Source organism: Ruegeria sp. HKCCA4008, assembly GCF_013033125.1.
Lineage (GTDB): Bacteria > Pseudomonadota > Alphaproteobacteria > Rhodobacterales > Rhodobacteraceae > Ruegeria.
Genome location: NZ_WQDM01000004.1, coordinates 296,552 through 322,907 on the forward strand (window position 1 = coordinate 296,552; position 26,356 = coordinate 322,907).

Below are 26,356 nucleotides of genomic sequence, written 5' to 3' on the forward strand. Positions count from 1 at the left end.
AGTAAAACAACCTGTGGCTACTGAGCAGCTTTCCCCGTGGCGACAATGTCATTCAGATATTGGCTCAGATCATCGCGCAGGTCTTCGCGGGCAAGAGCAAAAGCAACGGTGGCTTGCAGAAAGCCTGATTTTGAACCGCAATCAAAACGCTGACCGTCGAATTTATAGCCGTAGGCCGGCACTCCCGCGGCAATGTCCTGGGCGATGGCGTCGGTCAGCTGGATTTCACCGCCGCTTCCGGTTTTTTTTGCGTTGAGGTTGTTCAAAACGGACGGCCGAAGCACATACCGACCGATGACCGCCAGATTGGATGGTGCTTCCGATGGGTCAGGCTTTTCAACCATTCCTCGGGTAGGGACGACAGACCCGATATTGTCGCCAACATCGAGCACGCCGTAGGAACTTGTCTTTTCTTTTGGAACTTCCATCGCCGCGACCATGTTGCCACCGGTGTCTTCGTAGGCCTCGATCATCTGTTGCAGACAGGGTTTGTCGGCGGCGATGACGTCGTCAGGCAGCATGACGGCAAATGGTTCATCGCCGATCAGCCGTCGGGCGCACCAGACCGCGTGTCCCAGCCCCAGAGCTTTGTGCTGGCGGATATAAGCTATCGCGCCGCTTTCCATATTCGTTTTGTTCAGCACATCCAGAAGTTTGTTTTTGCCTTTGGCTTTCAGCTCCTGCTCCAGCACCAGGTTGTGGTCGAAATAATCTTCCAGCGCGGATTTGCCGCGTGACGTTACAAAAATAAACTCCTTGATCCCGGCGGCACGGGCCTCGTCAATTGCGTATTGCACCAATGGACGATCCACCAGCGTCATGATCTCTTTCGGAACGGATTTGGTTGCTGGCAAAAAACGCGTTCCCATGCCCGCTACTGGAAAAACCGCTTTGGTAACTTTGCGTGTCATGGTGCCTCTCAATTATCAAGTTTTGCCAGCAGAGCAGGAAATGTCCGGAATGTCCTCATAGGCTGCAATACCCTGTCAATCAATGATGCCTGATGGATCAGGCTGCTATCAGTCAAATCGTGCCACCTTGCCAAGGAGGAGTCAAAAGCCCGGTCTGATGCGGTATCAATACAATACTTGTGCACAAGGTGCTTGGATCATTGGCTGACTGCACGGCGTAGAGCGGGACACATCACCGCCGGTCCATTACGAAAAATTCATAGGCTTGTTCTTCGCGGCTTGTCTTGCAGCTCATGGCGTTCCCTGAACCGACCCGACCGGGTTGCCGCGCCGCGTATCATGTTATTTTTGCGTGGTTTTCCGACGCGGAAAACCGCAACCCGCCCAAAGTCGCCCACAACCCTCTTTTCGGAAGCAAACGGCTTGAAGGACAAGCCGCGTCAAAGGGTGCAGACGGACAGAGTATCTTCCTTGGCAAAAGGGCGGCTGACCGCCTTGTTCAACGCATCCGAGTTTTTGATTTGCCCTTTCAAATTCTGTTCTCGAATGGGCAACAATTGTCACGCGGTTCCATAGATAGGTTCTGGGAACGCCTGATTGTTGCACATTGGATCGATGAGCAGGCCGGATGTCAGAGTCGGCTGGACACCTTGGTTTGCCTCACGGGGCCAGGCTTGTTTTCATCAGCGCATCCGGAAAGCAGGTCTGTTCGATGCCCACGGTCTCTTGCCATCGACCTATCGAACGACGCGTTTTGAACCCCGGCAGTCCATCGACTCCTCCGACATCATGTCCTTTTTGTTCCAACGCCTGCTGCATCTTGGCAATATCGGATCTGTACAGCCCGCCGACCTTTCCCCAAGCGCCATTGAAATCGCCGATTCCGTATTGAATACGGTCGCCAACATGGCCGACAAACAAGGCATACAGGTCGCTTTTGTTGTATTCCTTTAGAACGTAGAAGTTTGGCGTAACCAGAAAAGCCGGACCATGTCGTCCTGCGGGCATCATCAAATACCCGTCACCACGCAGCTCATGGGCCGGAAAGGGGTTGCCCGAGACGCGACGTACACCCATCTCAACCCAGTCCTGAATAGGTCGCCCCTGATCAGGGCCTTCCAAAGCGCAAGAGACATTTTGGGGTACGAAAACCTCGAATCCCCAGTCCCGTGCAGGAACCCAGCCGTGCTTCATGAGGTAGTTTCCGATTGAAGCAATCGTATCTTCGGGTGACCCCCAAATATCAGCCGCCCCGTCGCCGTTGCCGTCGACAGCATAAGACAAGTAGTTGGACGGCAGGAACTGAGGCTGACCCAAAGCGCCAGCCCAACTGCTTTTCATTTGCCGGGCGGGCTGGTGCCCTGCCTCTGCGATTTGCAGGGCGGCAACAAGTTCGGTTGTGAAATAGTCTGCACGGGTGCTCATAAAGGCCTTGGTCGACAGTACCCTGAAAGCATCATGCCGGATCGGAACCTGTCCGTATCCGCTCTCTCTTCCCCAGATCGCCAGAATAATGCGGGCAGGAACGCCGGTTTCGGCTTCGACCGCCGCCAGAGTTGCGGTATGGCGCCGTGCCATTCTACGTCCTGCCGATGTTGCGCCTTGTACCGACCCCGGATTGAAATAGCGACCGGGTGAGCCAAACTCGGCCTGTTTCTGGACCTTGGGAGTTATGCGCGTGCTTCCCGGTGGCACCAGATCCGGCAATTTCCAGTCAAGGGTCACGTCAGAGAGGGCTTGTCGCATCGTCTCTCGTGTCACACCTTTGGCCTTTGCCCGGGGCCAAACGGTTTCCTGCAACCACGACTGAAACTGGCGTTCGATCGCCGCACGATCCTGCGCCAACGAGGGCTGAAAGAGCAGGATCAACCCGAAGGAGAATACCAGAATACGCATCTTCATTTTGTCTGTCCCGGTTGGGATTGCAAGTCAATGGGAAGATACCGCGCATCCTTGGTTCTATATACCCGAAGTTGAATCGGGTTAGACTTGGGCAATTTGTGGTTTGAAAAACTCTTGAGAAAATTCACGCACTTGTCGATAGTCGAATGATATTTTGTTTGAGGAAAGGGCAGTCAGTTGTGGCACAAGTAAAAATGCCCAATCAAGTCCCTCGGCTCGCGATGGCGTTGATCCTGTTTGTGTCGATGCCGCACATGGTTTCCGCCAGCGACAGTTTCATGGATCCGCAAGGACCCATTGCCGCCATCCAGAAAACGCATCTGCTGCGGGCGACCGCTTTGATCATGGTGGCTGTTATCCCTGTCCTGATACTGGTGCCGTTGATCGCGTTTCGTTATCGACGCCGAAGGAACAGTCACGCGGCCTACCGACCGGATTGGGATTTTTCCGCAAAACTGGAATTTCTCATGTGGGGTGTGCCCGTTGTCATTGTGGCGCTCCTGTCGTTCTACCTTTGGAAGGCCACCCATCGGCTTGATCCGTATACGTCGACATTTGGCGAAGACCCGGCCTTGCGCGTGCAGGTTGTCGGGCTGGATTGGAAGTGGCTGTTCATCTACCCCGATCTTGGTATCGCCAGTGTGGGCGAGTTCGGCATTCCCACCAAAAGGCAAGTGGCCATGACGCTGACCACCGATACCGTCATGCAATCCTTCATGATCCCTGCGCTGGCGGGCCAGATTTACGCGATGCCGGGAATGACCACCCAACTGCATCTGGTCGCAGACGTCCCCGAGGTCATGCAAGGCGAGAACACGCAGTACAACGGGCGGGGTTTTACCAAGCAGAAATTTCGTACCGTTGCCATGAACAGTGATGAATTTGAAAGCTGGGCCCGGAAAGTCCGCGAAAATGGTATCCGACTGGACCCGGAAACGTATCAGATGCTCGCGATGCGGACAGACAGGGATGAGGTGCAGGCAGCGCTGGGCACCGACAAGATGCCAAAGGACGCGCTGTACTTCACGATGGAACAAGATTTGTTTCAAACGATCCTGCACCGCTATCACAGCGGCAAAGCGCTGCCGGTGGATCAACAGCCGGGAACGGCATCCTTCGGGCAGGAGGTGCAGCAATGACGCCGTCCTATTCAGGATTCCTCGGCCGCCTCGACTGGGATGCGCTTCCGATCACAGGGTTGATCCAGAACCCGAACGCGAATGAGATCGTTGCCAACGCCGCGGCCGCAATCGTCTTGGTTGGCGTTGTCGTCGTGGTCGGCTTGCTCAGCTGGTTTCGGTTGTGGACGCCCCTTTGGCGCGATTGGCTGACCAGTGTTGATCACAAGAAGATAGGGATCATGTATGTCGTCTTTGCCATCGTCATGCTGGCGCGCGGCGTGTTGGAAGGCGTTGTCATGCGCGCGCAGCAGGCTGCCGGCCCGGGCGACGGGTTCCTGGAAGCCGAACATTTCGCCGAGCTGTTCAGTACCCATGGCACGATCATGATTTTCTTCGTCGCGGTGCCCTTTGTCTTTGGCATCGCGAACTATGTCGTCCCGCTGATGATCGGGGCGCGGGATGTGGCGTTCCCACGCTTGAACCAGATCAGTCTGGGCCTGACGGTGTCCTCCGGCATGATGCTTATGGTTTCGCTGGTCGTGGGGCGGTTCTCGACCGGTGGCTGGACGGCCTACCCACCGTATACCGGCGCCGCTTTCAATCCGGGAGTTGGGCCGGACTATTGGATCTGGGCGATCGTTGTTTCGGGTGTCGGCACGACGCTTACCGGTATCAATTTTGCCGTTACGATCTACAAGATGCGCGCGCCGGGCATGACCTTCATGCGGTTGCCGATGTATTGCTGGACCATCATATGCAGTTCGATCCTGATCGTCTTTGCCATGCCGCCGTTGGGCGTCGCGGCGCTTTTGCTGGCTGCGGACCGCTATTTGGACTTCCACTTTTTCACTAATGACCTCGGCGGCAACATGATGAACTACGCCAATCTGTTCTGGCTGTTCGGCCACCCCGAGGTTTACCTGCTGGTTCTGCCCGCTTACGGCATCTACTCCGAAGTTTTTGCGACTTTTTCGGCCAAGAGGCTCTACGGCTACAACTCGCTCGTCATCGCTACGATGTCTATCGCGGTTTTGTCGTTTACCGTCTGGCTGCACCACTTCTTCACCATGGGGCAGAGCGCCCTGATCAACACCGTTTTTGGCATCGCAACCATGCTGATCGCCATTCCCACCGGTGTAAAAGTCTATGACTGGATGGCGACTTTGTGGCGGGGGCGCATCCGATTCTCGGTGCCGATGCTGTATGGATTGGCATTTTTGATGTTGTTCGTGATTGGTGGCCTGAGCGGGGTGATCCTGGCCAATCCGACCGTGGATTATCAGGTACACAATACACTGTTCCTGGTGGCCCACTTTCACAACGTACTGTTGCCGGGTGTGCTGTTTGGACTTTTGGCCGCCTATAACTACTGGTTCCCCAAGGCATTCGGATTTCGCCTGAACGAATTCTGGGGCCGCGTGACTGTCGCCCTCTGGACCATAGGGTTTTTGCTGACCTTCATGCCGCTTTATTTCGTCGGGCTGATGGGGATGCCGCGCCGTTCTTTCAGCTATGATGACCCATCTTTCCATCCCTTCATGATGGTGGCGATCGTCGGGGCGCTGGTGATTACCTGCGCGTTGCTCTCGGTTCTGATCCAACTTTGGGTCAGCATCCGCGACCGCGAAAAGACCCGCGTACCCGTTGGAGATCCATGGGATGGGCGGACGTTGGAATGGTCTATATCGTCGCCGCCGCCGCCGTACAACTTTGCGATCATCCCAACCGTTACGGACCGGGATGATTTTGCGGCAGCAAAGGAAAAGGGGGCAGCCTACCCAACGCCCGACGCCTATGAAGATATCGATTTGCCGCGCAATACAGGCATTGGTTTCGTTCTGTGTGTCATGAGTGGTATCTGGATGTTCGCGCTGGTCTGGTGGATCTGGTGGTTGGCTGCATTGATGACGGTTCTGATGATCCTGGCGGTGATCGTATGGACGTTCGACGACAGTACCGAGCTGACCATACCGGCGGAAGAAGTGCGCAAGGATCACGAAGCCTGGCTCGCACTGGTTCACGGTGAAAAGGCGGTGGATCGCGATTTCGAGACGTCTCCGGAAAATCGCGGCCTCGCCCGCCCCGATCTGGAGGCGGCGACATGAAGCGCGCGCCCACCCACAGCTATCCGGGTATCAACCTGGGGGAACGTCACGCGAGTGCTCACAAGGCGACCGAGGTCGTCACCTTCGGGTTCTGGGTCTTTTTGATGAGCGACCTGGTCTATTTCGGCCTGATGTTTGCGATTTACATCACGATGATCGATGCACAGGCCGGTGGTCCCGGCCCGCACGAGCTGTTTGATCTCAAAAGCGTCTTTGCGCAGACGCTCATCCTGTTGACAAGCAGCCTGACGGTTGGCCTTGCCATGCTGGCGCTGAAATACAATCTGCCGCGCGCTCGCATTGTCTTGTGGTTTGGCGTCACGCTTTTTCTGGGCATCAGTTTCCTGGTGCTGGAGGTGCGTGATTTCATGTCCATGGCGGAACAAGGTGGCATTCCGCAGCGCAGCGGTTTCTTGTCGGCCTTCTTCGGACTTGTTCCGCTGCATGGTCTGCATGTCGCCGCGGGGTGCCTGTGGCTGATCGTTCTGGGTATTCAGCTGCGCGTGAAAGGGATGACGGACGTCATTATCTCGCGTGTGGTGCGGTTGGCGCTGTTCTGGCATTTTCTGGACCTGATCTGGATCGGGATCATTACCATCGTTTATTTCGGAGGTCTGACCTATGGATAAACGCTCTGAAATGCACCGTCGCGAGCGTCGGCGCTATGTGATCGGATACGGTGGTTCGCTGCTGTTGACTTTTGCGACCTTCGGCGTGGCCCATCTGTTTGGGATCGAAACCCCCGGTGTTTACCTGACAATTGGATTGTTGGGTCTGGCCCAACTTGTTCTGCAACTTGTTTATTTCCTGCACATCGATCGCCGGCGCAGCAGCCGCGAAGACCTGCATCTGGTTCTGTTTTCCACGATGGTTCTGTTGATCATGATTTTTGGAACGGTCTGGGTGCTGGGCAATCTGGCAATTCGAATGCACATGCATGTGATGTGATGCGCATGGGTCGTGCGCAGAAAGGGATACGAAAATGAAGCCACTCAAAATCGCAGCCGTGGCTTTGATACTTGCAGCAATTGCAGTCGGTCTTGTTCTGTTCTGGAGGCACGAAGAGCGCTACCCGTCCACTCAGGATGCATATCTGGGCGCGAACATCATCTATGTCGCTGCGCAGGTGACAGGGCAGGTGGACGATGTACATGTGATCGAAAACCAGCCCGTGAAAAACGGCGATCTGCTTTTCACGATCGACGACACTCAATTCAAGGCTTCGGTGGATGCAGCCAAAGCCAATCTGGACAGTGCGATACAACAGGCCAAATCCTATTCCACACAGATTGCCGCGGCTGAGGCTTCGGTGGACAGCGCCCAATCGGCCTACGATACTGCATTGAAGAGTTTTGAACGTGCGAAAGCCCTGTTTGCATCAGGCGATGTCGCACAGGCATCGCTGGATCAGACGGCCTCGGATTTCGCCCAAGCCTCTGCAAGGTTGACGACCAGCCAGTCCAGCCTTTTGGCACTGAAAAGTGGGTTGCAGGCGAAACAGGATGATATCCTGTCTGCGCGGGCACAGCTTGAAATAGCAGAAACCAACCTTGCCTGGACCAAGATCCATGCCGCAGCCGACGGATGGATCGCCAATCTGACCCTTCGCCCCGGATCCTCGGTGTCCGCCAATGCCCCACAATTTTCGATTGTCGAATCGTCCGATTGGTGGGTGGACGCGAACTTCAAAGAGACCGCATTGGCGCGCATTCGTCCGGGTCAGCCGGTCACGATACGTGTCGATATGCTCCCTGGGACGACGCTCACAGGTAAGGTGGCGTCGATCGGGCGAGGGTCCGGGGACACGTTTTCCTTGTTGCCCTCGGAAAACGCGAGCGGGAATTGGGTCAAGGTCACCCGGCGATTTCCAGTTCGGATCGAGCTTGACCCGACCGATGCGCCCTTGCGTGTCGGAGGCAGCAGCAAAGTTGTCGTAGATACAACAGGCCCGGTGGACGGCAAATGACCCCTGCGGCGTCCGGCCATGTGAACATGGTGATCGTGATCGCCGTTGTTCTCAGCGCCATTCTGGAAGTCCTGGACAGTACGATCGTCAATGTGGCGTTGCCGCATATCCAGGCCGCATTCGGGGCGACCACGGATCAGGCGACATGGATTCTGACCAGCTATATCGTTTCCGCGGTGGTCATCATGCCGTTGACAGGGTTCGTCGCCCGACGCGTGGGCCGACGACGGTTGATCCTGACGGCGGTGACTGGTTTTGCCGTCATGTCGATGATGTGCGGCATGTCCTGGAGCCTTGAGGTCATCGTTGCCTTTCGGCTGGCTCAGGGCATGTTCGGCGCCTTCCTGATCCCCTTGTCCCAGTCCATTCTGTTTGATGCCTTCCCGCGGGAAAAGCGCGGACAGGCAATGGCCATCTTCGGTCTGGGCGTCGTGGTGGCGCCGGTTCTGGGGCCAACGGTCGGTGCGATCCTGACCGAATATTTTTCCTGGCGGATGGTCTTCTTCGTCAATCTTCCCGTGGCGGCCCTTGCACTGCTTCTGCTGGCCGGAGAATTGCCGGAGGACAAAACCGAGGAGGTTCAGATCGACTGGAAAGGCCTTGCTCTGCTGGCTCTTGGAATCGGGTGCCTGCAATTCGTTCTGGATCAAGGCGAGACACTGGATTGGATGTCATCCCGCGTCATCCAGGTGGCCGTGATCGCAGCAGTTATCGGGGCGTTTGGTTTCATTTTTCACGCGTTGACTTCGCGCAATTCGGTTGTGGACCTGCGTCTGTTCGCAGACCGAAACTTTGCCTTGTGCAATCTGATCATCGCGGGTTTTGCCGTGTCTCTGTTCGGGGGCATCGCGATTTTGCCGACGCTTGTTCAAAGCCTGCTGGATTTCCCTGTCATCGCGTCGGGCCATCTGTTCATTCCGCGTGGCCTGACCGCAGGGCTGTCCATGGTTCTGACCGGCGCAGTTCTGGTAAACCGCTTTGATCCGCGCCTGCTGGCGGGCATCGGTCTGTTGCTGACGGCGATCGGGAATTTCATGATGGGGGCCATCAACCTCAATGCCGGTTTTTGGGAGCTCGCATGGCCGGGGGCCATCAGCGGCCTCGGTATGGGTCTTGTGTTCGTGCCCATATCGATACTGGCTTTCGAGAGCATCAGCAAAGGCCGGCAGGATGAAGCCTCTGGTCTGTTCAACGTGACAAGGCAATTGGGATCGTCGGTTGGCATCTCGCTGGTCGGCACCTGGGTTGTACGCGGGTTGCAGACCAATACGGCGGTGCTCAGCCAGAATGTGACGCCCTACAACCCCGCGGCCCAGGCGTATCTGAGCCCGCTTGGCCTTGCGCCGGACAGCGCTGAAGGTGCTGCCATTCTGGGCCAGGAAATCATGAAGCAGGCCGAGATGATTTCCTATTTGACCGTATTCAACAATCTGGGTCTGCTTGCCTTGGCGACAATTCCATTGCTTTTCTTTTGTCGTGCTCCGAAGCCCGGGTCACATGTTGCCGCTCATGTGCATTAGCGCGTCAAGGTCAGCCCAAGCCACAGGGCGAACCAGCACAGCGCCAGGCTGATCAGGATATTGCCAGCTGCCAGAACCAGAGTCCGCTCGCGCCGAAGTTCAAGAGATTGATAGGCAAAGCTGGAAAACGTGGTGAACCCGCCGCAGAATCCAAAGACCAGCCGTCTTTGATCCTCGGGGATGTCGACAGGGCCGCCCAGATAGCCGATCCAGATCCCCAGCAGCAGGCTGCCCACTACATTGACGATCAACGTCGAAAAGGGCAAATCGTGCCGCACTTTCAAAGCCAGCCAATGACGTAGGACCGCCCCCAGGCCTCCGCCCAGTCCGAACATCGCATGAAGATAGAGGTCATTCATGACGGTGACCTCTCGGAATGAAAATGGTTGCCCAGCTTCTCTCCGACCAGCGCCGCGCCAATGCCAAAAGCGATTTCCAACCCGACAGCAAGCGGCACGGCCCAAAGATCACTTTCGGCAATACGTTCCAGATCAGCTACGAAAGACGAAAAGGTGGACAACCCACCACAAAACCCGACCGCGCCCAGATGCAGCACGTGCGCGTGCACCTTGTGACGTATTGAATACAGCCACCCCAACACGAAACAGGCCGCCACGTTGATGCCGAAGGTCGACGTGAGGAAGCTGAGGCCGGGGATTTCCAGCGCGAATACTTCGCGCAACAACGAACCCAGCGCCCCTCCGACAAAGACGGCGAGGAACATAAGGCTCTTTCGGTCGCGCCGGGGTTGGGAATGCGTCTTTGTCAAGTGAATGCCTGTTGTCTTCTGGTATGCGTGGCATATCCACTGGCGACACCCTGTTCAACTGTTGAGCCGCCGTAACGCGTTTTCACGTTTTCGTCTTCGGGCGGATTAATTCCCGCGAAAGCTTGCAATTGAAATTCAATCTGTTTCACGTTGAGTGCTGTTGGAACGCGCAACGACCGGTCGAAAACACGAGGAGACAGGAACATGATTGTACGCAGGATCTACTATTTTCTGAGCTATGTCTGCCTGCCGCTCGTGTTGCTGTTGGGGTTCTTCTGGCCGCCCGTACATTGGCTTTTGGTTATCCTGGTGCCCTACGCGGTCATCGGTCTCTATGACATTCTGACTACCAAGCACAATGTGCTGAACAACTATCCGGTTCTGGGGCATTTCCGGTACATGCTTGAATTCGTCAGCCCGGAAATTCGACAGTATTTCGTTGAAACCAACGAAAGCGGCCGACCTTACAACCGGATCGTACGCGGGCTGGTCTATTCCCGCGCCAAGGGCCAGATGGATACGCAGGCCTTCGGAACGCAATACGACATAAACGAGGTTGGATATCACCGCGCAAATCATTCGCTTGCGCCCAAACATGTGGACAAAAGCGAAGATCGCGTCATGTTGGGCGGGCCACAATGCACGAAGCCGTACAGCGCCTCGCGTCTCAATGTTTCTGCCATGAGCTTCGGCGCGCTGAGCGCCAACGCCATCCGCGCGCTGAACGGCGGGGCAAAAGACGGAGGCTTTGCCCACAATACCGGTGAAGGCGGGTTGTCTCCTCACCACCTGACCGAAGGCGGCGACATCATCTGGCAGATCGGGACGGGCTATTTTGGGTGTCGAACGGCGGAAGGCGGGTTTGACAAGGACAAGTTTGCCGAAAGGGCCACAAAGGATGTGGTCAAGGCAATTGAGATCAAATTGTCCCAAGGTGCCAAGCCTGCGCATGGGGGCGTTCTGCCCGCTGCCAAGGTCGATGCCGAAATTGCCGAAATCCGCGGGGTGCCCGAGCATCAGGATGTGATTTCCCCCCCAACTCACAGTGCTTTTGACGGGCCCTCGGGGTTGATGCATTTTGTTCAACATTTGCGCGAAATGTCCGGCGGTAAACCTGTCGGCTTCAAATTGTGTATTGGCAACCCGTCCGAATTCATGTCGATCTGCAAGGCCATGCTCGAGACAGGGATTTTGCCGGACTTCATCACCATTGATGGATCGGAAGGGGGAACGGGCGCGGCTCCGGTCGAGTTCACCAACCGTCTGGGCATGCCCCTGAACGAGGCGCTGATTTTCGTAAACAATTGCCTGCGTGGCGTTGGGCTGCGCGACAAGATCCGTATCATTTGTGCGGGCAAAGTGGCGACCGGATACGACATGGTCGAGAAATTCGCGCTTGGTGCGGATATGTGCAATGCGGCACGGGCGATGATGTTTGCGGTGGGCTGCATTCAGGCCTTGCATTGCAACACCAACCGTTGTCCGTCCGGGGTCGCCACCCAGGATCCGGTTCGCGGACGCGCGGTGAACATCCCGCAAAAGCGGCGGCGTGTGCACCGGTATCACGACGCAACACTGGAAAGTTTCCGCGAACTCTTGGGTGCGATGGGAAAGGAAAAAGTGTCCGAGCTGCATCCGCGCGACATTTTGCGGCGCACGGCGGACGAGCATGAGCGCACCTATGGCGAGCTTTACACCTATCTGGAGGATGGTGCGTTGCTGGCAGATGTGGTTCCCGAGGAATTCGCGGCGGATTGGGAACGCGCTTCGGCATCTCGTTTCTGAGACCCGATCCGTCACAAACAACCGTTTACCCAGAACAGGCGTGAGCGAACTGCGCCCGCGCTCACCGTTTTGTCATGTGGATCAACTCAACTGGGGTTCGATCTGGGATTGTTGGCCACATGCGTGTTGATCCTGCGAATGCTCCATTCAACGGAATCCCGCATCGCGCGTCCCAAGGCCAAATCAAACGCTTTGATCAGATCTGATGTCTGGTCGCTTGCGGCAACGACATTTTCCTGAAACGAATTCGAAGCGATGATCTTGTCGTCGTATTCATCGATGACCTTGATGTTCATGCGCACTTCAATACGGATTTTGTCTCCGTTCTCGGGGTCCGCGACAACGATGCCCTGAAACTCGCGCAGGTCCGGTGCGATCACGTAATCAGCGCGCAGACCAACCGTTGACCGTCCGACGGCAGCGACTTTGCCAGAGTTCTCAAAGCTTTCGATCAACAGCGTCTGAACGATCAGGGGTGCGCGATCCACCCATCGCGCCCGTGGCAAATACTGAACCTGAAACGGGGTGGGCTGAATGGCGATCTGATCCGTGTTCACCGCGGCGGTTGCCGTTGGTTCTTCAACAACGATCTGTTTCTGTATTCGCGGCAGCGCTGACGAAAACGTGCTTTTGGGTGTCAACAGATACAGATCGTTGGGTTTCGCGGCTTGTTTCAAAGTGCCCAACCCGGCACATCCACCGACCAATGCAAACGTCAGAATTGCAATTGCAGGCTTGATCATTGACGGAACTCCGATGCTTGGGTGCCCAGCAGAAACCGCGCAGGATCACGTTCGACCTTGTCCACCAGACGGTCGAGGCTGATTACCAGGCGTTGGGATTCTTCGACGAAGCGGATAAATTGCGGCAGACCCACGCGCAGGAAGTCTGACACCTGCCGGCGGTTGGTCTGAACGATGCCGTCTATTGTCCCCAGCAGCTCTGAGGCAGAGTTCGACGCGCTCAGAACATCGTCTGAAATCTGATCGATCTTACCGGTGATGTTCGAAACTGTTTCGGTGACCTGGTTGGCCGCCTTCCGGATATCTTCCGCAACGGGCGCCACGTCTTCTTCCATGACGCGGTTGGCTGACTCAAAGGCCGTTTCCGCCGAAGACAGCGCACCCTTGGCCGTGTCCATTGCGGATGTGATCGAACCAAGTGTCGTGTTGGCGTTCAAAACGGTCTCGTTCACGATCCCCAAAGTGACGCTGCCCTCATCCGACAAGTGGGTCAACCGTTCGGCCAGTTGCGACCCGCGTTCGATGAAAGGTCGAACGTCCTGCTGCAAGATGCGGTCTGCCGTTTCGATCGTCGTTTTCGCTTCGTCCAGCGCGGCCCTGGCTGACTCGGACGCGGACTTGACCGAATTGAGCGTCTCCGTGCCGGTCTTGAGGGTTGTATCCGCCGTTTCGATCAAAGGGTCCAGACGTTTTGAAAATTCACCGATATCCTTGGCTGCACTGCCAATGTCGCTGGCCACGGATTCAAAGCTTGTCAATGTTTTGTCCAGCCGACCGGTCGCAGAGGCAAGGTTGTCCAGAATGCTGCTCACGGCTTGCCGGTTCTTGTCGTCGACGACCTTGTTCAGGCTTTCCAGAAGTGTAACGGCCTCGTCCAGCACTTTTGGTGCGCCTTCAAACAAGGACTGGATGGTGCTGCGCTTGCTTTTGATCACGCTGTCCTGCGGCAGTCTTTTGGCAGTTGGTGACCCGCCGGTAAGTTCAACGTAACCGACGCCGGTAACACCCAGCGATTGAAGCTGGGCGATCGTTTCTTCGGTGATCGGAATATCTGCATCCACTTCTATTCGCACCCGAACCTTGGAGGGATCGTCCTCGTCCAGGTTCAAAGAGATCACCTGCCCAACAGGAAGGCCGTTGAAATTCACCCCGCCCGCCGCCGAAAGCCCCGAGACGTTATCGAACAATACATCGTAATAAGCGTATTGGCGGGTCACTTCGAATTTCGCCAACCACAGGAAAAAGCCGAAAACGCCCAACAGCCCCGCAAGGGTGAACGCGCCGATCAGGATGTAATTTGCTCTGGTTTCCATCGCCTTTACCTGTCCTGACCCTTCTGTTGCGCCGCGCGGGCGCGGGGCCCTGTGAAATATTCCTGCACCCAAGGATGATCCACTTTGGTCATATCCTCAATCGGACCTTCAACCAGCACGCGTTTTTCTGCAAGCACTGCAATTCGGTCACAGATGGCGTAAAGGCTGTCCAGATCATGGGTGACCATGAAAACAGTCAACCCAAGTGCCTGCTGCAATTCGCCGATCAGTTCATCATATGCAGCCGCGCCAATCGGGTCCAATCCGGCGGTCGGCTCATCCAGAAAAACGATTTCGGGATCAAGCGCCAGCGCCCGTGCCAGGGCGGCGCGCTTTCGCATGCCGCCCGACAGTTCCGATGGAAACTTGCCGCAACTCAGCTGGGGCAGACCCACAAGGCTGATCTTCAACGCACCCAGCGATTCCATCAGTTTTTCACTGATGCCCGTATGTTCTCGAAGTGGGGCCATCACGTTTTGCAATACGGTCAGCGATGAAAACAGCGCACCGTCCTGAAAGGCCACGCCCCAGCGGCGTTCGATCCTGCGGCGTTCCTCTTCGGGGCCGTTCAGGACATCCACTCCCAGCACTTCTATACTGCCAGCAGCAGGTTTGTTCAGACCCACAATTGTACGAAGCAAGACGGATTTTCCGGTTCCGGACCCGCCTACGATGCCCAGAACCTCACCGCGCCAGACATCAAGGTTCAGATCGTCATGAACCACCTGCGTTCCGAATTGGTTCCTGAGACCGCGAACGCTGATCACGGCGTCACGCCGCGATGTGGTCTGTTCCGTTTCGTGTTGCGTGCCGTCGTTCATGTCAGATTCCGATTTCGGAAAAGAAAATCGAAAACAATGCGTCGATTGCAATCACCATGAAAATGGATTGCACAACCGATGCGGTTGTACGCTGCCCCACACTCTGGGCCGACCCTTTGACCTGCAAGGCCTGCCAGCATGCTATGACCCCGATGACCAGCGCAAAGAACGGTGCCTTGATCAACCCAACTGCAAGTTGCCAGACGTCGGTGTTTTCCTTCAAACGGGTGACAAACATGCCCGGGCTTACGCCCAGATCGATCCAGCTCATCAGCGCGCCGCCGAACAGGCCGGCCATATCTGCGACAAACCCAAGAATGGGCAGCATGATGAGCAACGCCAAAACACGTGGAATGACAAGAACCTCGATCGGGTCAAGGCCCAGCGTCCGCATGGCGTCGATCTCTTCCTGTACTTTCATCGAACCGATCGAGGCCGTGAATGCCGAACCCGAGCGACCGGCAACAATAATCGCGGTCAGCAAAATTCCCAGCTCTCGCAGAATCGAGATCGAAATCAGTTCGACCACAAAGATCTCGGCCCCGAACTGTTTCAATTGTGTCGCACCCTGAAAGGCCAGCACGACACCGATCAGAAAACCCATCAGGGCCACGATGGGAAGGGCTTTGACCCCGGTCTCCTCCATATGAGTGACAAGGGCCGCTTTGCGCAGGCGCCACGGCATGACCAGGGTCCGAAACAAGCGGTGCAGGGTAAGGCCCAGAAATTCGAGGATCGACAGGGTATCCTTCCAGGCTCCGAATGTGCCCTGACCCACATGAGCGACCCAGTCCAGAAAACCGCGAGGGTCCTCGAGCTTGCCGGGTTTGTCCGGGATGCTGCGTGTCACCGTGTCTATCAGTGTCGCATGTGCGGGTTTCACGCCTTGAAACTCCAGCGTGGCACCGTTTGACGTGAACCTCCGGCCTAGGTCCGCAACCAGCCAGGCCCCGCCCGTATCCAGTGCTTCTATGCCGGACAGATCAAAAACGACCTTGCCCCCACAAGGTTGGACCGCAGCAAAATCATGCTCCACGGTTTGCAGGGATTGCGTGAGCAACTCACCAGATATGCGCACTTGATTGCCGCTGGCGTCGCGCTCTGATGTGATCGTTGGCTGCGTCATGGTGCCATGTGAAGTAAAACATTCAATGCCTGCAATGACTTTGTGCCCATTGACCCGGTTTTTGCCGCAAAGGATGGCCTTGGCGTCACGCCGGACCATGAGCAGGAGCTAGCATAACTAGAGACATTTCCGTTACTTTTCGCGGCTCAAGTCAGGCCGGAAAAGAAAACGCAGGGCTGTTCGACTAATCGGTTGCGCGAAAAACGGAAGCGGGACACATTCCGCTGCGGAACCCTGGGTGCGGAATTCGGAGAAGTCGGTATGCATCACGCCAAGAACGTTCTGTTCATCATCATCGATCAATTGAGGGCAGATTGCCTGAACGGCGCTCTGGCCGAGCACGTGCAGCTACCGAACCTACGGGCTTTCATGGACGAGGCGGTAAGTTTTACGCGCCACTTCTCTGTCACCAATCCCTGTGGGCCATCCCGCGCATCGATTTTGACCGGCCAGTACGCGATGAACCATCGTTCCGTGCGAAATGGAACTCCGCTGCGTCATGATACGCCGAACATCGCCACGGAAATGCGAAAGGCGGGTTATATGCCGATGCTGTTCGGGTACACCGATACGTCTGCCGATCCCCGAGTCCATGATCCCAACGACCCCGTGCTCAAATCTTACGAACAATCGATGAACGGGTTCCTTGAAGTTGTCGAAATGCGCCTGGAAGAGTCATACCCTTGGCGATCATATTTGATGAAAAATGGTTATACGTTCGATACATATTGGGATGTTTACAAACCTGTCTCACCGGATGGTCAAACGCCCAAGCTGAACGACCCGGCGATGTATCGGGCAGAACACAGCGACACAGCCTTCCTGACCGATGCGTTTCTGGACGGGATTGCACCTCATCAAGGCGAGGGATGGTTTGCTCATCTGACTTACATCCGTCCGCATCCTCCTTTGGTTGCGCCTGCCCCGTATAACGACATGTACGATCCGGCGGAAATCCCTTTGCCGAAACGCCTGCCGAGCGAAGCCGCTGAGAAGGCGCTGCATCCGTTTTTCGGGCCAAAGCTGGACGCCTACACGGCAGAAAAGTTTGTTCATGGCTTTGCTGACGTTGAGCCAACGGATGAAAACATTCGCACTTTGCGCGCCGTTTATCTGGGATTGGCGACTGAGGTCGATCACCATATCGGGCGCGTCGTTCAGTATCTCAAGGACAGCGGGCAATACGACGATACCATGCTGGTCATTACGGCTGATCATGGCGAAATGTTGGGCGACAGGTACAGCTGGGGCAAAATGACTGTGTACGACGCGGCCTATCACACACCGTTGATGATACGCCTTCCGGGGAACGAGGCCATGGCCGGCGCGAAAGTGACCGTTCCTACCGAGTCGATTGATGTCACGCCGACTATCCTTGATTGGATTGGGCAGACTGTTCCAAACGCCATGGATGGCAGGTCTTTGCTGCCCTTGTTGCACGGCGACATTCCTGATGATTGGCGCAGCTATTCCTTCAGCGAGCTGGATTTCTCGGAACCCGAAGAACCGACCCTCTGGCAACGGAGGTTGGGAACGAGCAACAGTGATTCCTGTCTGGGAATATTGCGGGACGAACGATTCACGTTGATCGAATTTGCAGCTGACCTGGCGCCGATGCTGTTTGATCACCAGGGACAGGGAGAATTCGAAAACCTTGCGGAAAACCCCGCGTTTGCGGCTGATCTTGCCCGGTTGGGCAGACAGATGCTGCGCCATCGGATGCGAAACATGGATCATACCTTGTCGTTGCACTCCATCACGTCCGAAGGCGCGAAGTCCCGTTCCAGATATTAGGATCACGGCACGCTTTCGCGTTCTTTTCAGTCGGATCAGGCAAGTTGCATGAGACGTTTTGTCGTGCATCAATTCCACTACCGGCGCATCAATTCTGATGGTACCCATGGGGCGTGGAGAAGACGAACCTGGACATTACCGAACAGCGCATAAAGGCGATGACGACTGCCGGACTGAATCTCATCGGTCAGGCGCTTTCGATCTATGACAGCAACCTGAAACTGGTGCTGAGCAATCGTCGGTTCAAAGAAATGTTCGACCTGCCGGACGAGCTGGTCGAACGCGGAGCCTTGTTTCGGGATACCATCCATTTTCTCGCCAGCCGTGGCGAATACGGTGACGACGAAAGTGTGGACGAAATGGTCAACCTGCGCGTCGAGCAGGCTTTGGCTTTCGAGCCCCATTACATGGAACGCGTAAGGCCCAATGGGCAGGTTATCTCGATAGAGGGCGCGCCGTTGCCACAGGGCGGATGGGTCGCGGTCTACACTGACATTACCGGCACCCGGCGTGCCGAAAACCTGCTGCGGGCGCGATCAGAAGAACTGTCGGAACAATTGCTCGGCCACGCCGAAGAACTGTCTGCAACCAACCGAAAGCTTGCGGCCACGATCAAGGCATTGGAAGAGGCCAAACGCGAGCTGACCGAAATCGAAGCCCGCACACGCATGATGACCGAAATGATGCCGGCTCATATCGCGCATTTGGACAGCACTGGTCGATATGACTACTCCAACCGCCGTTTGAGCGCGGTTCTGCCCGGACGTCCGTCCGAGATTCTTGGGCTTCACATATCCGAAGCGCTTGGTGCCGCCGCGTATCGGCGGGTCAAAGCGCATCTGGCAAAAGCCTATGACGGAGAAACCTCCGTATTCGAGTTCAACGAGGATCAGGATTCCCGACGCATCCGCGTTTCGTTCACGCCGGATGACGCCGGTGGCGTCTATGTAATGTCGGTTGATATCACCGAAGAAACGCAGGCGCGCGTCGTTTTGCAGCAAACGCGCCGCCGGGCTATGGCCGCCCAAATGACCAGTGGATTGGCTCATGACTTCTCCAACTTGCTGACGATCATCCTTGGGATGCAGTCCAAACTGAACAAAATGGACCTGTCGGATGAAGCACATGAGCTGGTTGCCGCGACACAGCAAACGGCGCGTCGGGGTGGGCAATTGCTGAACCGGATTGCGGACATGACCGGGAACCGAACGCCACATCCTCAGGCCACGGACATGAAGGCGCTGTTGGAAGACCTGAGAATATTGGCTTCGCCTTCTTTGCCGCGCGGCGTCGGTTTGTCGGTGGTCAACACTTTGCCCGACCGGGCTTTGATGTTGGACCCGGGAATGGTGCAGGATGCGTTGCTGAACCTGGTGTTGAATGCGCGGGATGCCTGCGGCAGTTCGGGCCAGATTACAATCAGCGCGCATACCATCGGAGAAATTTGGGTTGAAATCACCGTATCGGACACTGGCCCAGGCTTTACGCTAGAGGCGCTGGAAAAGGCGCTGAACCCGTTCTTTACCACCAAGGGAAGCGACGGGTCGGGGCTTGGACTGCCCATGGTGTATGACACTGTCAAGCTGGCCGGGGGCGATCTGAACCTCAAGAACACGCCATCGGGCGCATCCGTCGTTTTGCGGTTGCCCTATCGGCCAGCTCCGCCCGTGCAAGGCGGTTTGGTGCTTCTGGTCGAAGACAGCGAAGATTTGCGGGGGCAGTTTCGGGATATGCTGGTAGAGCTGGGCTTCGCCGTCATCGAGGCCAATTCGGTAGATGAGGCGCTGGCGTTGATAGACAGCGTTGAAGACATTTCTCTTGTCCTGTCCGATATCCGTCTCGAAGGAAGTGGTACCGGTCTGGATATTTTGCGGCAGGTGAAGCCGGGATTGCCATGTATCCTTATGACATCGCTGCCCAGTTCGGACCCGTTGTACCAGCGCGCCCTTGCGTTGGCCCCGGTGTTGCGTAAACCGTTTTCGCAGGCTCAATTGTCAGCCCTGATCCAAACCGAGGCCGCCTGATGACGCAACCGCTGGTTACCATCCTCGACGACGAACCCGAAATCCGACGCATCCTGACGGACGCTTTGGAGGATGCCGGTTTCCGTACGCAGAGTTTTTCCCGCGCGCGAGAATTCGAGGCTGCGCTCAACCGTGTGACGCCCGATGTCTGTCTGGTCGACCTGTCATTGCCGGATACGGATGGGCTGGCGTTGGTTCATCGTCTGGCGTTGGAACAAGGCGCGGCCGTGATCATCATTTCGGGGCGCGCGCAGGTGCAGGACCGTGTTACGGGGCTGGAACTTGGGGCAGACGATTATATTACAAAACCGTTTGACCCTGCGGAAGTCGTGGCGCGGATCAGGGCAAGATTAAGAACACCCCGCACTCAGACCTCTCATTCGGACACGGCGGAATTCAACGGCTGGACCGCACATTTTGACCGATACGTCCTTGAAAGTGAATCAGGTGACGAAACGCCGTTCAGCCATGCAGAGGGGGAAGTCCTGCGGCTGTTTCTGGAAAGCCCCAAGCGGCTGATCAGCAGGGGACAAATGCAGGAGTCCCTGGGCGGCGCAGCCGGAGACAGTTTTGACAGGGCGATGGATGTTCGGATTTCCAGGTTGCGTACCAAGCTGGGAGAGGATCCCAAGAACCCGCGGTTGATCAAGACGATCTATGGGGCGGGTTATATATTCTTGGGTGATGTCGGTTGGAAGTAGACGCAGATCCAACCGGCCGAGACTTGGTCAGATGAGTTGTTTTCCATGTCTGTTTGACCCTTTCGAGCCTTCCGTGCTGAAGCTGCTGACACCGAGATTTCCGTATCGGAAGTGACACATCTGTCCCCAATTGCCCCATCGCTCATTCGCGCAATGCCTGATCCTTTATCTTCACAACCGGTTGCAGAATATAATCCAGCACTGTTTTGCGACCAGACAGAATGTCCACTTCGGCGATCATTCCAGGTATGATTTCGACCGCTATGCCATTTCCATCAAGCATGGTGCTTTTGGTTCGGATCTCGACCACAAAGACCTCTTCGTCATTCCGCTCTGATCGTGTGACCGTGTCTGCACCGATGCGGATGATTTCACCATCCAGCGCCCCGTATCGTGCAAAATCATAAGCCGTGATTTTGACCTTCACAGGCTGACCAGCGTGCAAAAACGCGATATCCTCAGGCTTTACATAGGCTTCAACCAGCAATGTGTCGTCCAGCGGCACGATTTCAACAAGGTCCTCTCCACTGCGGGCGAGACCGCCGATGGTTGAGCGATGAATCCGGTTTACAATGCCGCGTACCGGAGACCGAACCTGTGCCCTTGACGCCCGGTCGCGCAAAGCGGGCAGGGCGGATTGCAAGGCAGCCAGCTCGGCAGTGGCAAGCGCCAGATCCGTCAGCGCGGCGCTGCGAAACCGGCTTCGCACCGCTTGAATCCGATCGTCGATTTCGTCCAAGCCCGTTTGCAACCTGTTGGTCACAGCTTCTGCCCGCACCTTGCGACCGCGCCATTCGGCTTCACTCCGCCGCAACGCAAGCAATGTTGTTGCAGGCTCCATTTGACGCTCGACCAGCGGCGCCATGATGGCCCTCTCTTCGGCCAGGACCAGCAGGGTTTCTTCTGCCATCACTTGATCGACCAGGCCTTCCTCAAACTCTCGCTGTTTTTGCTGACGCTGACGCTCCAGGATGGCTATTTCTGCCTCCAACTCAGCCTGCCGGCCTTGGTACAGTGCAGTTTCGGATTGCACGACGGTAGGCGCGCCGTTGATCAGTTGAACATCGAAATCCAGTTGTGTCCCATCAATTTCGGACCGAAGACGTTGGATGCGCGTCATCAGCCCGAACGCGCGTTGCTGTTCCTGACTGAGCTGACTGTCAATTTGGGTTGTTTCCAGTTCCATCAGCAGTGAACCTTTTTCGACCAGTTGGCCTTCGCGTACGTGCAATGACTGCAATACGCCGGGCTCGGTGGCTTCGATCAGCTGGATGTCTCCGGAAGGCACGATCCGGCCGTCCACGCGCGTGACATCGTCCAGTTCGGTCAGATGCGCCCACAATAGCGCGGCGATCAGGCAGAGCAGAATCACCAAAAGCAGCAAGGAACTCCGAACAGGAGAGCGTCCCTGCATCTCACGCGCCAGGGTGGCCAGATCAGGATGCTGCGACATTCAGGTGCCTCCCTGTCCGACGAACATGTTGCGTCAGCATGCTTTTGGGGCCATCCGCCGCGATTTTCCCGTGTTCAAGGATGATGACTCTGTCAACAAGCTCCAACAGGCTGGTTCTGTGTGTAATGACAACCATGGTGGACTCTGCCGTGCATTCTTTCAGACGTTGGATAACCTGGGCTTCGGTTTTGACATCCATCGCGCTTGTTGGTTCATCCAGCAGGAGAACCGGCGGACGGCCTATGAGTGCCCTTGCCAGGGCAATGGCTTGCCGCTGTCCGCCAGAGAGGCCTTCGCCGCGTTCCGCGAGTTGAAGATCGTAACCCCCGGGATGGTTGGCCACGAAATCCTCAACCCCGGCGGCGCGGCCTGCTTCGATCAGTTCGTGATCTTTTGGCCGGATTGCGCCACTTGCGATATTGTCCCGGACTGATCCGGAAAAGAGCCATATGTCCTGCAGGACGGATCCGATATTGCGTCGCAGATCACCAGGATCGATCTGGCGGATATCAAGGCCTTCGAATGTGACAGATCCTACACGCGGCGCGTACAATCCAAGCAAAAGACGTGCGATGGTGCTTTTCCCGCAGCCAATCTGACCCAGGATCGCCACCTTTTCACCCGGTTTGATCGTGAATGAAACGCCTCGCAGGGTATCTTCCCCCTGATCAGGGTAGGAAAAATACACGTTGTTGAAGGCGATCGCCCCTTTGAAATGGGGCCGGTTCACCCATGTTCGGCCTTGTGGGCGTTCGCTTTCCGCCATCATCAACGCGTTGAGGTTTCGGTATGCACTTCGGGCTTGGTTAAGCCTTGTCAAGGTCTGCGCCAGCTGCCCTAAAGGCGCCAGCGCCCGCCCTGTCAGCATCACCGAGGCAACCAAAGCGCCCATGCTGGTCTGACCGTCTGTGATCAGAAAAACACCATAAAATACGATCAACACCTGTGCCGCTTGTTGCGTAAAACCGGTGAGGTTGAGAGCAAATTGTGTAACGGCCCGGCTCTGAGCACCGTGCGAGGATTGCCGTTCTATCGCCTGCTCCCATCGGGAACGCATTTGCCGGCCCGCGGCCGTTGTCTTTATCGTTTCAAGGCCCGAGACAGCTTCTACGAGGACCGATTGTTTGGATTGCCCGTCAGACAGGCTCTTTTCTGCCATGCGGGACAGAAGCGGCTGTACGGCCAAACCTGTCAGCAGAACCACAGGCACGGCCAGAGCCGGGACCAATGCCAGTTGTCCGCCGACCAGGTAAATCACAAATATGAACAACCCGATGAACGGCAGATCCACGACTGCAACAAGCGTTGCGGACGTGAAGAACTCGCGCAGGGTCTCGAATTCACGGATGGTACTGGTCATGGCGCCGGTGGAACCCGCGCGTGACTTCATCTGGATGTTCAGAACGTGGTCGAAAATTCGCCGCCCCATGAACAAGTCGGCTTTTTGCCCGGCCTTGTCGATGAACGCTGCCCGCAGCAATTTCAGCGCGAAGTCAAATAGCAGCGCAAGAGCCACGCCCGCCGTCAAGGCAATGAGCGATTCGGTTGCCTCATTGGGCAACACGCGATCATAGACAACCATGATGAAAACTGAGGTCGACAAGCCAAGAAGGTTTGCCAGTGCCGCAGCGAGAGCAACCTGTATGTAAGTCCATCGATTGGCGGACAGCGCCGCGCGAAACCAATGACCTCGGTAAGCCGTGTGACCGGTGTCCAATTCATCTGTATGATTTCGCCGAAACAAGACCGCGAAACCGGTGTAGGACTTGGCCAGCTGTTCTTCTGAAACCTCACCGATTCCTTCACCAAGTTCCGGGTCATAGACCAGCAAGGCACCGTTTTTTGCGCGACCGTGGTACACAACCGCCTTGTTTTCGGACATCAGCAACAAGGCCGGAGCCAATGGTTCGTCAAAACTCGCGATGTGCCGCGCGCCATAGCCCGCCTGTAGACCTGTGTTTTCCGCCACCGAGAGGATGTCACGAACAGTCAGATCCCCGTCCGAACCGGTCTGCGACGCCTGGATCGTTGCAAGGGTCAAAGGGCGTTCAAGCGTCGCGGCGATATTCAGAAGGCAGGCTTCGTAGCATGTCAAACGAGCGCGGTCCTGCATTGATTTCAACGTGCTCATTTCACCTCGTTCCAATTGCCAAGCGAAATTCCGAGCAGGTCCAGAATGTCTCCGGTAAGGCTCAGTGCCGCGTAGTTGGTCAGAAAATAACTCTGTTCGGCCAGAATCAGGCGTTCTTGCGCATTTACGTAATCGCGTTGAGCGTCCAGGATTTCGATCAGGCTGCGGCGCCCGATCGAGAACTGTGCGCGGGATGCAGCAACACTGTCGGCATTGGCACTTGCCGCAATACGGGCCGCGCGCAGCCGTTCTGCGCCTGCTTTTTGATCGGATCGAATAAAGCCCAGCTCCCGCATGATTTCGCGAACCAATTGCTCTCTGGCGAACTCCGCTTCTTTCACTTTGGCTTCTGCTGCTGCGATGGCGGCGCGGCGTTGGCCGGTGCTGTCCAGCTCGTAGTTGAAAGAAAGATCCACGCCAAAATTCGCATCCCGAGTGTCATCCTGGTTGGCAAATGCGGCGACCCGAACGTTCGGTTTGCGCCGTGCCTGCGCGGCCGACCATTCGGCTTTGGCTGCCAGCAAGCCAGCATCCGCCCGGCGGATCTGAGGGCTGTTCATCACGATCTGGCCATCACTTTTGTTCAGCGGTGGAGCTGGTACAGGCGGGGGCAATGAGCCGGGAAAAGTCCCGAACACTTCTCGAAACCGCGCTTCGGCCCGATCAGTTCGTGATCGTGCGTCAGCCAGTCTTGTGCGTGCATCTGCCATTCTGGACTGCGCGGTCAGAACATCAGCATTCGAACCGGCGCCGCCCGCTGTGCGATCCGAAATCTGGCGCACCAGTTCTTCATGAACCGAAACATTGTCAGCCGCGATGCGGAGTAACTTTCTTTGATCAATGACAAGGACATAGGTCTCGATGGCGGCCAGCGCCGTGGCCGATGCCGTCTGAATTTGATCGCCCCGTGTTTCCAGAACACGTGCCCGGGCTGCTGTCAGATCCCCCGAGGCAGCCCCGCCGTCATAAACCAATTGGGAAATTCTCAGATAGGGTGAAACATCTGCAATATCCGATTCGACCCGTTCGGACCGAGCATTTATTCCCAACGATATCTGCGGAAGAAAGGCGCCTTCAGCCGCATCTTGATTGGCTGATGCGATATCCATCCTGGTATTGCTTTGCGCCAGTGTCGGGCTTGTTTCTACCGCCTGGCGCACGCGTTGCCCGAATGCACTACTGCTGAGCTTTGCCGATGGCTTTGCTGCCCCGGCACCGGTGGTTCCGGGTGCAAAAGACACTGCCACTGGAGTCAAATCAGGAAGGGGCGTGCAGGCGGACAACGGTATTGCGAGCAGAGCGAACGCAACCCAGGACAAAACTGCTTTACAGGAACGCATGATGACCCTCCTGCCTGCAATGGTCCATGGCTTCTTCTTTCTGTTGCGCCGCAACCAACGCGTCCAAGAACCCTGAAACACCGGTGGTCTGTTGTGTCAGAGAAGTATCAGCTTCCCGATGCGCGCGGGCATGTGCGTGTGTCAGCCAGATACTGTGGGTCAGCGAAATCTGATGAGCGTGAATCAGTCGCAACCCCCCATTCGAAGTAAGCAGTGACAAGTGCGCGCGGGGAATTTTCTCCAGGGCGTTCTGCGTGACGCCAAAATGCCCGCTCGGAAACTCAACTCCCTGAAAAGTGGTCAGTGAACCAAACAATCCCATGTCAGCAAGAACACGACACAGATGCGTTGTGTGTTTCATCGACTCTTTCAGGGCGCGAAAGAAAGCTGCGACTTTTTTCAGTTCCGGCGCAAGTTGACCTGATTTGTCGAAGAATACCTCGTCTTCCGGATTGTCAGTGATAAGCCCCGCCGTTTCGTCGACAAGCAATTCGTCACGGCCGTTACCATCCGGTTCAGTCAGTCGTGGCCGGAACGGAGCACAGCGCAAGACGCATGGCACATAAGTCGCGAGCCATTTGCCATGTGCTGACACAAATGGCGTAGGCTGGTCCGGTTGCACGGACAATACAGCCACTGGATAAAACCCGTGTTCAGATTTCCGAAAAGTGATTGGAAATGTGGCGGCGGCCTGAAGAATTTCTAGTTCGACCACAGGGCAATCTGCCATAGTCCGTGCGAAATCGAACGAGGTGAACCGCCTCCAGAACCGATGACCATGTCGTCCAAGACTGACCTGAGTTAAGCCATTCTGTGCCATAACCGCCTCAT

Annotated in this window: 23 protein-coding genes; 10 read left to right on the forward strand and 13 right to left on the reverse strand. The window is 56.3% G+C overall.

The features are described from left to right. Positions 1-17: 17 nt before the first annotated feature. Together galU and GOW60_RS11860 are read right to left on the reverse strand one after the other, a co-directional pair. On the reverse strand, positions 18-911 hold the full coding sequence (gene galU / locus GOW60_RS11855) for a UTP--glucose-1-phosphate uridylyltransferase GalU (RefSeq protein ID WP_171229432.1): 894 nt from the start codon (positions 909-911) through the stop codon (positions 18-20). Positions 912-1,571: 660 nt separating this feature from the next. Continuing rightward, the gene (locus tag GOW60_RS11860) at positions 1,572-2,813 is read right to left on the reverse strand and encodes a lytic murein transglycosylase (protein WP_171229433.1); all 1,242 of its coding nucleotides are present in this window, start codon (positions 2,811-2,813) and stop codon (positions 1,572-1,574) included. Between the two features lie 194 nt (positions 2,814-3,007). On the opposite strand from GOW60_RS11860, the gene GOW60_RS11865 reads away from it, so the two are divergent. The 6 genes from GOW60_RS11865 to GOW60_RS11890 are packed head-to-tail and all read left to right on the forward strand — an operon-like array spanning position 3,008 to position 9,525. Beyond that, positions 3,008-3,952 (forward strand): cytochrome ubiquinol oxidase subunit II, encoded by a 945-nt coding sequence (locus tag GOW60_RS11865; protein WP_254443923.1) that lies wholly within the window; start codon positions 3,008-3,010, stop codon positions 3,950-3,952. After that, on the forward strand, positions 3,949-6,039 hold the full coding sequence (locus GOW60_RS11870; RefSeq protein ID WP_171229434.1) for a cbb3-type cytochrome c oxidase subunit I: 2,091 nt from the start codon (positions 3,949-3,951) through the stop codon (positions 6,037-6,039). The genes GOW60_RS11865 and GOW60_RS11870 overlap by 4 nt, the downstream gene beginning before the upstream one ends. Next, complete coding sequence (locus GOW60_RS11875; RefSeq protein WP_171229435.1) at positions 6,036-6,668, forward strand: cytochrome c oxidase subunit 3; 633 nt, start codon at positions 6,036-6,038, stop codon at positions 6,666-6,668. The genes GOW60_RS11870 and GOW60_RS11875 overlap by 4 nt, the downstream gene beginning before the upstream one ends. Next, positions 6,661-6,987 (forward strand): cytochrome o ubiquinol/quinol oxidase subunit IV, encoded by a 327-nt coding sequence (locus GOW60_RS11880; protein WP_224856200.1) that lies wholly within the window; start codon positions 6,661-6,663, stop codon positions 6,985-6,987. The genes GOW60_RS11875 and GOW60_RS11880 overlap by 8 nt, the downstream gene beginning before the upstream one ends. A gap of 34 nt (positions 6,988-7,021) precedes the next feature. After that, positions 7,022-8,005: an HlyD family secretion protein gene (locus GOW60_RS11885; protein WP_171229436.1), complete on the forward strand. Its 984-nt coding sequence runs from the start codon at positions 7,022-7,024 to the stop codon at positions 8,003-8,005. Continuing rightward, positions 8,002-9,525, forward strand: a complete 1,524-nt coding sequence (locus GOW60_RS11890; RefSeq protein ID WP_171229437.1) for a DHA2 family efflux MFS transporter permease subunit — start codon at positions 8,002-8,004, stop codon at positions 9,523-9,525. Before GOW60_RS11885 ends, GOW60_RS11890 begins: the two co-directional genes overlap by 4 nt. Here the strand turns inward: GOW60_RS11890 and crcB are convergent. From crcB to GOW60_RS11905, 3 genes are read right to left on the reverse strand one after another with little or no spacing between them, the layout of a single operon-like run. Then, a complete protein-coding gene (gene crcB, locus GOW60_RS11895; RefSeq protein ID WP_171229438.1) occupies positions 9,522-9,884 on the reverse strand; it encodes a fluoride efflux transporter CrcB in 363 nt (120 codons plus the stop codon). The two genes, GOW60_RS11890 and crcB, sit on opposite strands and share 4 nt — an antisense overlap. Then, positions 9,881-10,249 carry a CrcB family protein gene (locus GOW60_RS11900; RefSeq protein ID WP_171229439.1) on the reverse strand — a complete coding sequence of 123 codons (369 nt, stop codon included), beginning with the start codon at positions 10,247-10,249 and terminating at the stop codon, positions 9,881-9,883. Before GOW60_RS11900 ends, crcB begins: the two co-directional genes overlap by 4 nt. A 41-nt stretch (positions 10,250-10,290) precedes the next feature. Beyond that, on the reverse strand, positions 10,291-10,500 hold the full coding sequence (locus GOW60_RS11905) for a hypothetical protein (RefSeq protein WP_171229440.1): 210 nt from the start codon (positions 10,498-10,500) through the stop codon (positions 10,291-10,293). Between GOW60_RS11905 and GOW60_RS11910 the strand changes: the two genes are divergently transcribed. Further along, positions 10,499-12,079, forward strand: a complete 1,581-nt coding sequence (locus tag GOW60_RS11910) for an FMN-binding glutamate synthase family protein (protein WP_171229441.1) — start codon at positions 10,499-10,501, stop codon at positions 12,077-12,079. The genes GOW60_RS11905 and GOW60_RS11910 overlap by 2 nt on opposite strands. Before the next feature lie 86 nt (positions 12,080-12,165). On the opposite strand, the gene GOW60_RS11915 is transcribed toward GOW60_RS11910, so the two are convergent. From GOW60_RS11915 to GOW60_RS11930, 4 genes are read right to left on the reverse strand one after another with little or no spacing between them, the layout of a single operon-like run. After that, positions 12,166-12,822, reverse strand: coding sequence for an ABC-type transport auxiliary lipoprotein family protein (locus GOW60_RS11915; protein WP_152460495.1), 657 nt, complete (start codon positions 12,820-12,822; stop codon positions 12,166-12,168). Continuing rightward, complete coding sequence (locus GOW60_RS11920) at positions 12,819-14,135, reverse strand: MlaD family protein (protein ID WP_171229442.1); 1,317 nt, start codon at positions 14,133-14,135, stop codon at positions 12,819-12,821. Before GOW60_RS11920 ends, GOW60_RS11915 begins: the two co-directional genes overlap by 4 nt. 5 nt (positions 14,136-14,140) lie before the next feature. Next, positions 14,141-14,956, reverse strand: coding sequence for an ABC transporter ATP-binding protein (locus tag GOW60_RS11925; protein ID WP_171229443.1), 816 nt, complete (start codon positions 14,954-14,956; stop codon positions 14,141-14,143). A 1-nt stretch (position 14,957) separates the two neighbouring features. Next, on the reverse strand, positions 14,958-16,082 hold the full coding sequence (locus GOW60_RS11930; protein ID WP_171229444.1) for an MlaE family lipid ABC transporter permease subunit: 1,125 nt from the start codon (positions 16,080-16,082) through the stop codon (positions 14,958-14,960). A 261-nt stretch (positions 16,083-16,343) separates the two neighbouring features. Between GOW60_RS11930 and GOW60_RS11935 the strand changes: the two genes are divergently transcribed. The 3 genes from GOW60_RS11935 to GOW60_RS11945 all read left to right on the forward strand — a co-directional run bounded on the left by GOW60_RS11935 (position 16,344) and on the right by GOW60_RS11945 (position 20,601). Further along, entirely contained in the window at positions 16,344-17,876 is a 1,533-nt protein-coding gene (locus GOW60_RS11935) for an alkaline phosphatase family protein (protein WP_171229491.1), read from the forward strand. 158 nt (positions 17,877-18,034) lie between these two features. Continuing rightward, a complete protein-coding gene (locus GOW60_RS11940; protein ID WP_371813355.1) occupies positions 18,035-19,900 on the forward strand; it encodes a PAS-domain containing protein in 1,866 nt (621 codons plus the stop codon). Beyond that, positions 19,900-20,601 carry a response regulator transcription factor gene (locus GOW60_RS11945; RefSeq protein WP_152460491.1) on the forward strand — a complete coding sequence of 234 codons (702 nt, stop codon included), beginning with the start codon at positions 19,900-19,902 and terminating at the stop codon, positions 20,599-20,601. The genes GOW60_RS11940 and GOW60_RS11945 overlap by 1 nt, the downstream gene beginning before the upstream one ends. A gap of 142 nt (positions 20,602-20,743) precedes the next feature. On the opposite strand, the gene GOW60_RS11950 is transcribed toward GOW60_RS11945, so the two are convergent. The 4 genes from GOW60_RS11950 to GOW60_RS11965 form a co-directional block, all read right to left on the reverse strand. Continuing rightward, positions 20,744-22,054, reverse strand: a complete 1,311-nt coding sequence (locus GOW60_RS11950) for an HlyD family type I secretion periplasmic adaptor subunit (RefSeq protein ID WP_171229445.1) — start codon at positions 22,052-22,054, stop codon at positions 20,744-20,746. Continuing rightward, entirely contained in the window at positions 22,038-24,185 is a 2,148-nt protein-coding gene (locus GOW60_RS11955; protein ID WP_254443925.1) for a type I secretion system permease/ATPase, read from the reverse strand. The genes GOW60_RS11950 and GOW60_RS11955 overlap by 17 nt, the downstream gene beginning before the upstream one ends. After that, positions 24,182-25,345 carry a TolC family protein gene (locus GOW60_RS11960; RefSeq protein ID WP_171229446.1) on the reverse strand — a complete coding sequence of 388 codons (1,164 nt, stop codon included), beginning with the start codon at positions 25,343-25,345 and terminating at the stop codon, positions 24,182-24,184. The genes GOW60_RS11955 and GOW60_RS11960 overlap by 4 nt, the downstream gene beginning before the upstream one ends. A 166-nt stretch (positions 25,346-25,511) precedes the next feature. Next, the gene (locus GOW60_RS11965) at positions 25,512-26,345 is read right to left on the reverse strand and encodes a SapC family protein (RefSeq protein WP_171229447.1); all 834 of its coding nucleotides are present in this window, start codon (positions 26,343-26,345) and stop codon (positions 25,512-25,514) included. Positions 26,346-26,356 lie beyond the last annotated feature (11 nt).

Bases quoted from the DNA above. Each gene is read 5' to 3' on its own strand.
- galU (WP_171229432.1), bottom strand. From the start codon at position 911: ATGACACGCAAAGTTACCAAAGCGGTTTTTCCAGTAGCGGGCATGGGA.
- GOW60_RS11860 (WP_171229433.1), bottom strand. From the start codon at position 2,813: ATGAAGATGCGTATTCTGGTATTCTCCTTCGGGTTGATCCTGCTCTTT.
- GOW60_RS11865 (WP_254443923.1), top strand. From the start codon at position 3,008: ATGCCCAATCAAGTCCCTCGGCTCGCGATGGCGTTGATCCTGTTTGTG.
- GOW60_RS11870 (WP_171229434.1), top strand. From the start codon at position 3,949: ATGACGCCGTCCTATTCAGGATTCCTCGGCCGCCTCGACTGGGATGCG.
- GOW60_RS11875 (WP_171229435.1), top strand. From the start codon at position 6,036: ATGAAGCGCGCGCCCACCCACAGCTATCCGGGTATCAACCTGGGGGAA.
- GOW60_RS11880 (WP_224856200.1), top strand. From the start codon at position 6,661: ATGGATAAACGCTCTGAAATGCACCGTCGCGAGCGTCGGCGCTATGTG.
- GOW60_RS11885 (WP_171229436.1), top strand. From the start codon at position 7,022: ATGAAGCCACTCAAAATCGCAGCCGTGGCTTTGATACTTGCAGCAATT.
- GOW60_RS11890 (WP_171229437.1), top strand. From the start codon at position 8,002: ATGACCCCTGCGGCGTCCGGCCATGTGAACATGGTGATCGTGATCGCC.
- crcB (WP_171229438.1), bottom strand. From the start codon at position 9,884: ATGAATGACCTCTATCTTCATGCGATGTTCGGACTGGGCGGAGGCCTG.
- GOW60_RS11900 (WP_171229439.1), bottom strand. From the start codon at position 10,249: ATGTTCCTCGCCGTCTTTGTCGGAGGGGCGCTGGGTTCGTTGTTGCGC.
- GOW60_RS11910 (WP_171229441.1), top strand. From the start codon at position 10,499: ATGATTGTACGCAGGATCTACTATTTTCTGAGCTATGTCTGCCTGCCG.
- GOW60_RS11905 (WP_171229440.1), bottom strand. From the start codon at position 10,500: ATGTTCCTGTCTCCTCGTGTTTTCGACCGGTCGTTGCGCGTTCCAACA.
- GOW60_RS11915 (WP_152460495.1), bottom strand. From the start codon at position 12,822: ATGATCAAGCCTGCAATTGCAATTCTGACGTTTGCATTGGTCGGTGGA.
- GOW60_RS11920 (WP_171229442.1), bottom strand. From the start codon at position 14,135: ATGGAAACCAGAGCAAATTACATCCTGATCGGCGCGTTCACCCTTGCG.
- GOW60_RS11925 (WP_171229443.1), bottom strand. From the start codon at position 14,956: ATGAACGACGGCACGCAACACGAAACGGAACAGACCACATCGCGGCGT.
- GOW60_RS11930 (WP_171229444.1), bottom strand. From the start codon at position 16,082: ATGACGCAGCCAACGATCACATCAGAGCGCGACGCCAGCGGCAATCAA.
- GOW60_RS11935 (WP_171229491.1), top strand. From the start codon at position 16,344: ATGCATCACGCCAAGAACGTTCTGTTCATCATCATCGATCAATTGAGG.
- GOW60_RS11940 (WP_371813355.1), top strand. From the start codon at position 18,035: ATGACGACTGCCGGACTGAATCTCATCGGTCAGGCGCTTTCGATCTAT.
- GOW60_RS11945 (WP_152460491.1), top strand. From the start codon at position 19,900: ATGACGCAACCGCTGGTTACCATCCTCGACGACGAACCCGAAATCCGA.
- GOW60_RS11950 (WP_171229445.1), bottom strand. From the start codon at position 22,054: ATGTCGCAGCATCCTGATCTGGCCACCCTGGCGCGTGAGATGCAGGGA.
- GOW60_RS11955 (WP_254443925.1), bottom strand. From the start codon at position 24,185: ATGAGCACGTTGAAATCAATGCAGGACCGCGCTCGTTTGACATGCTAC.
- GOW60_RS11965 (WP_171229447.1), bottom strand. From the start codon at position 26,345: ATGGCACAGAATGGCTTAACTCAGGTCAGTCTTGGACGACATGGTCAT.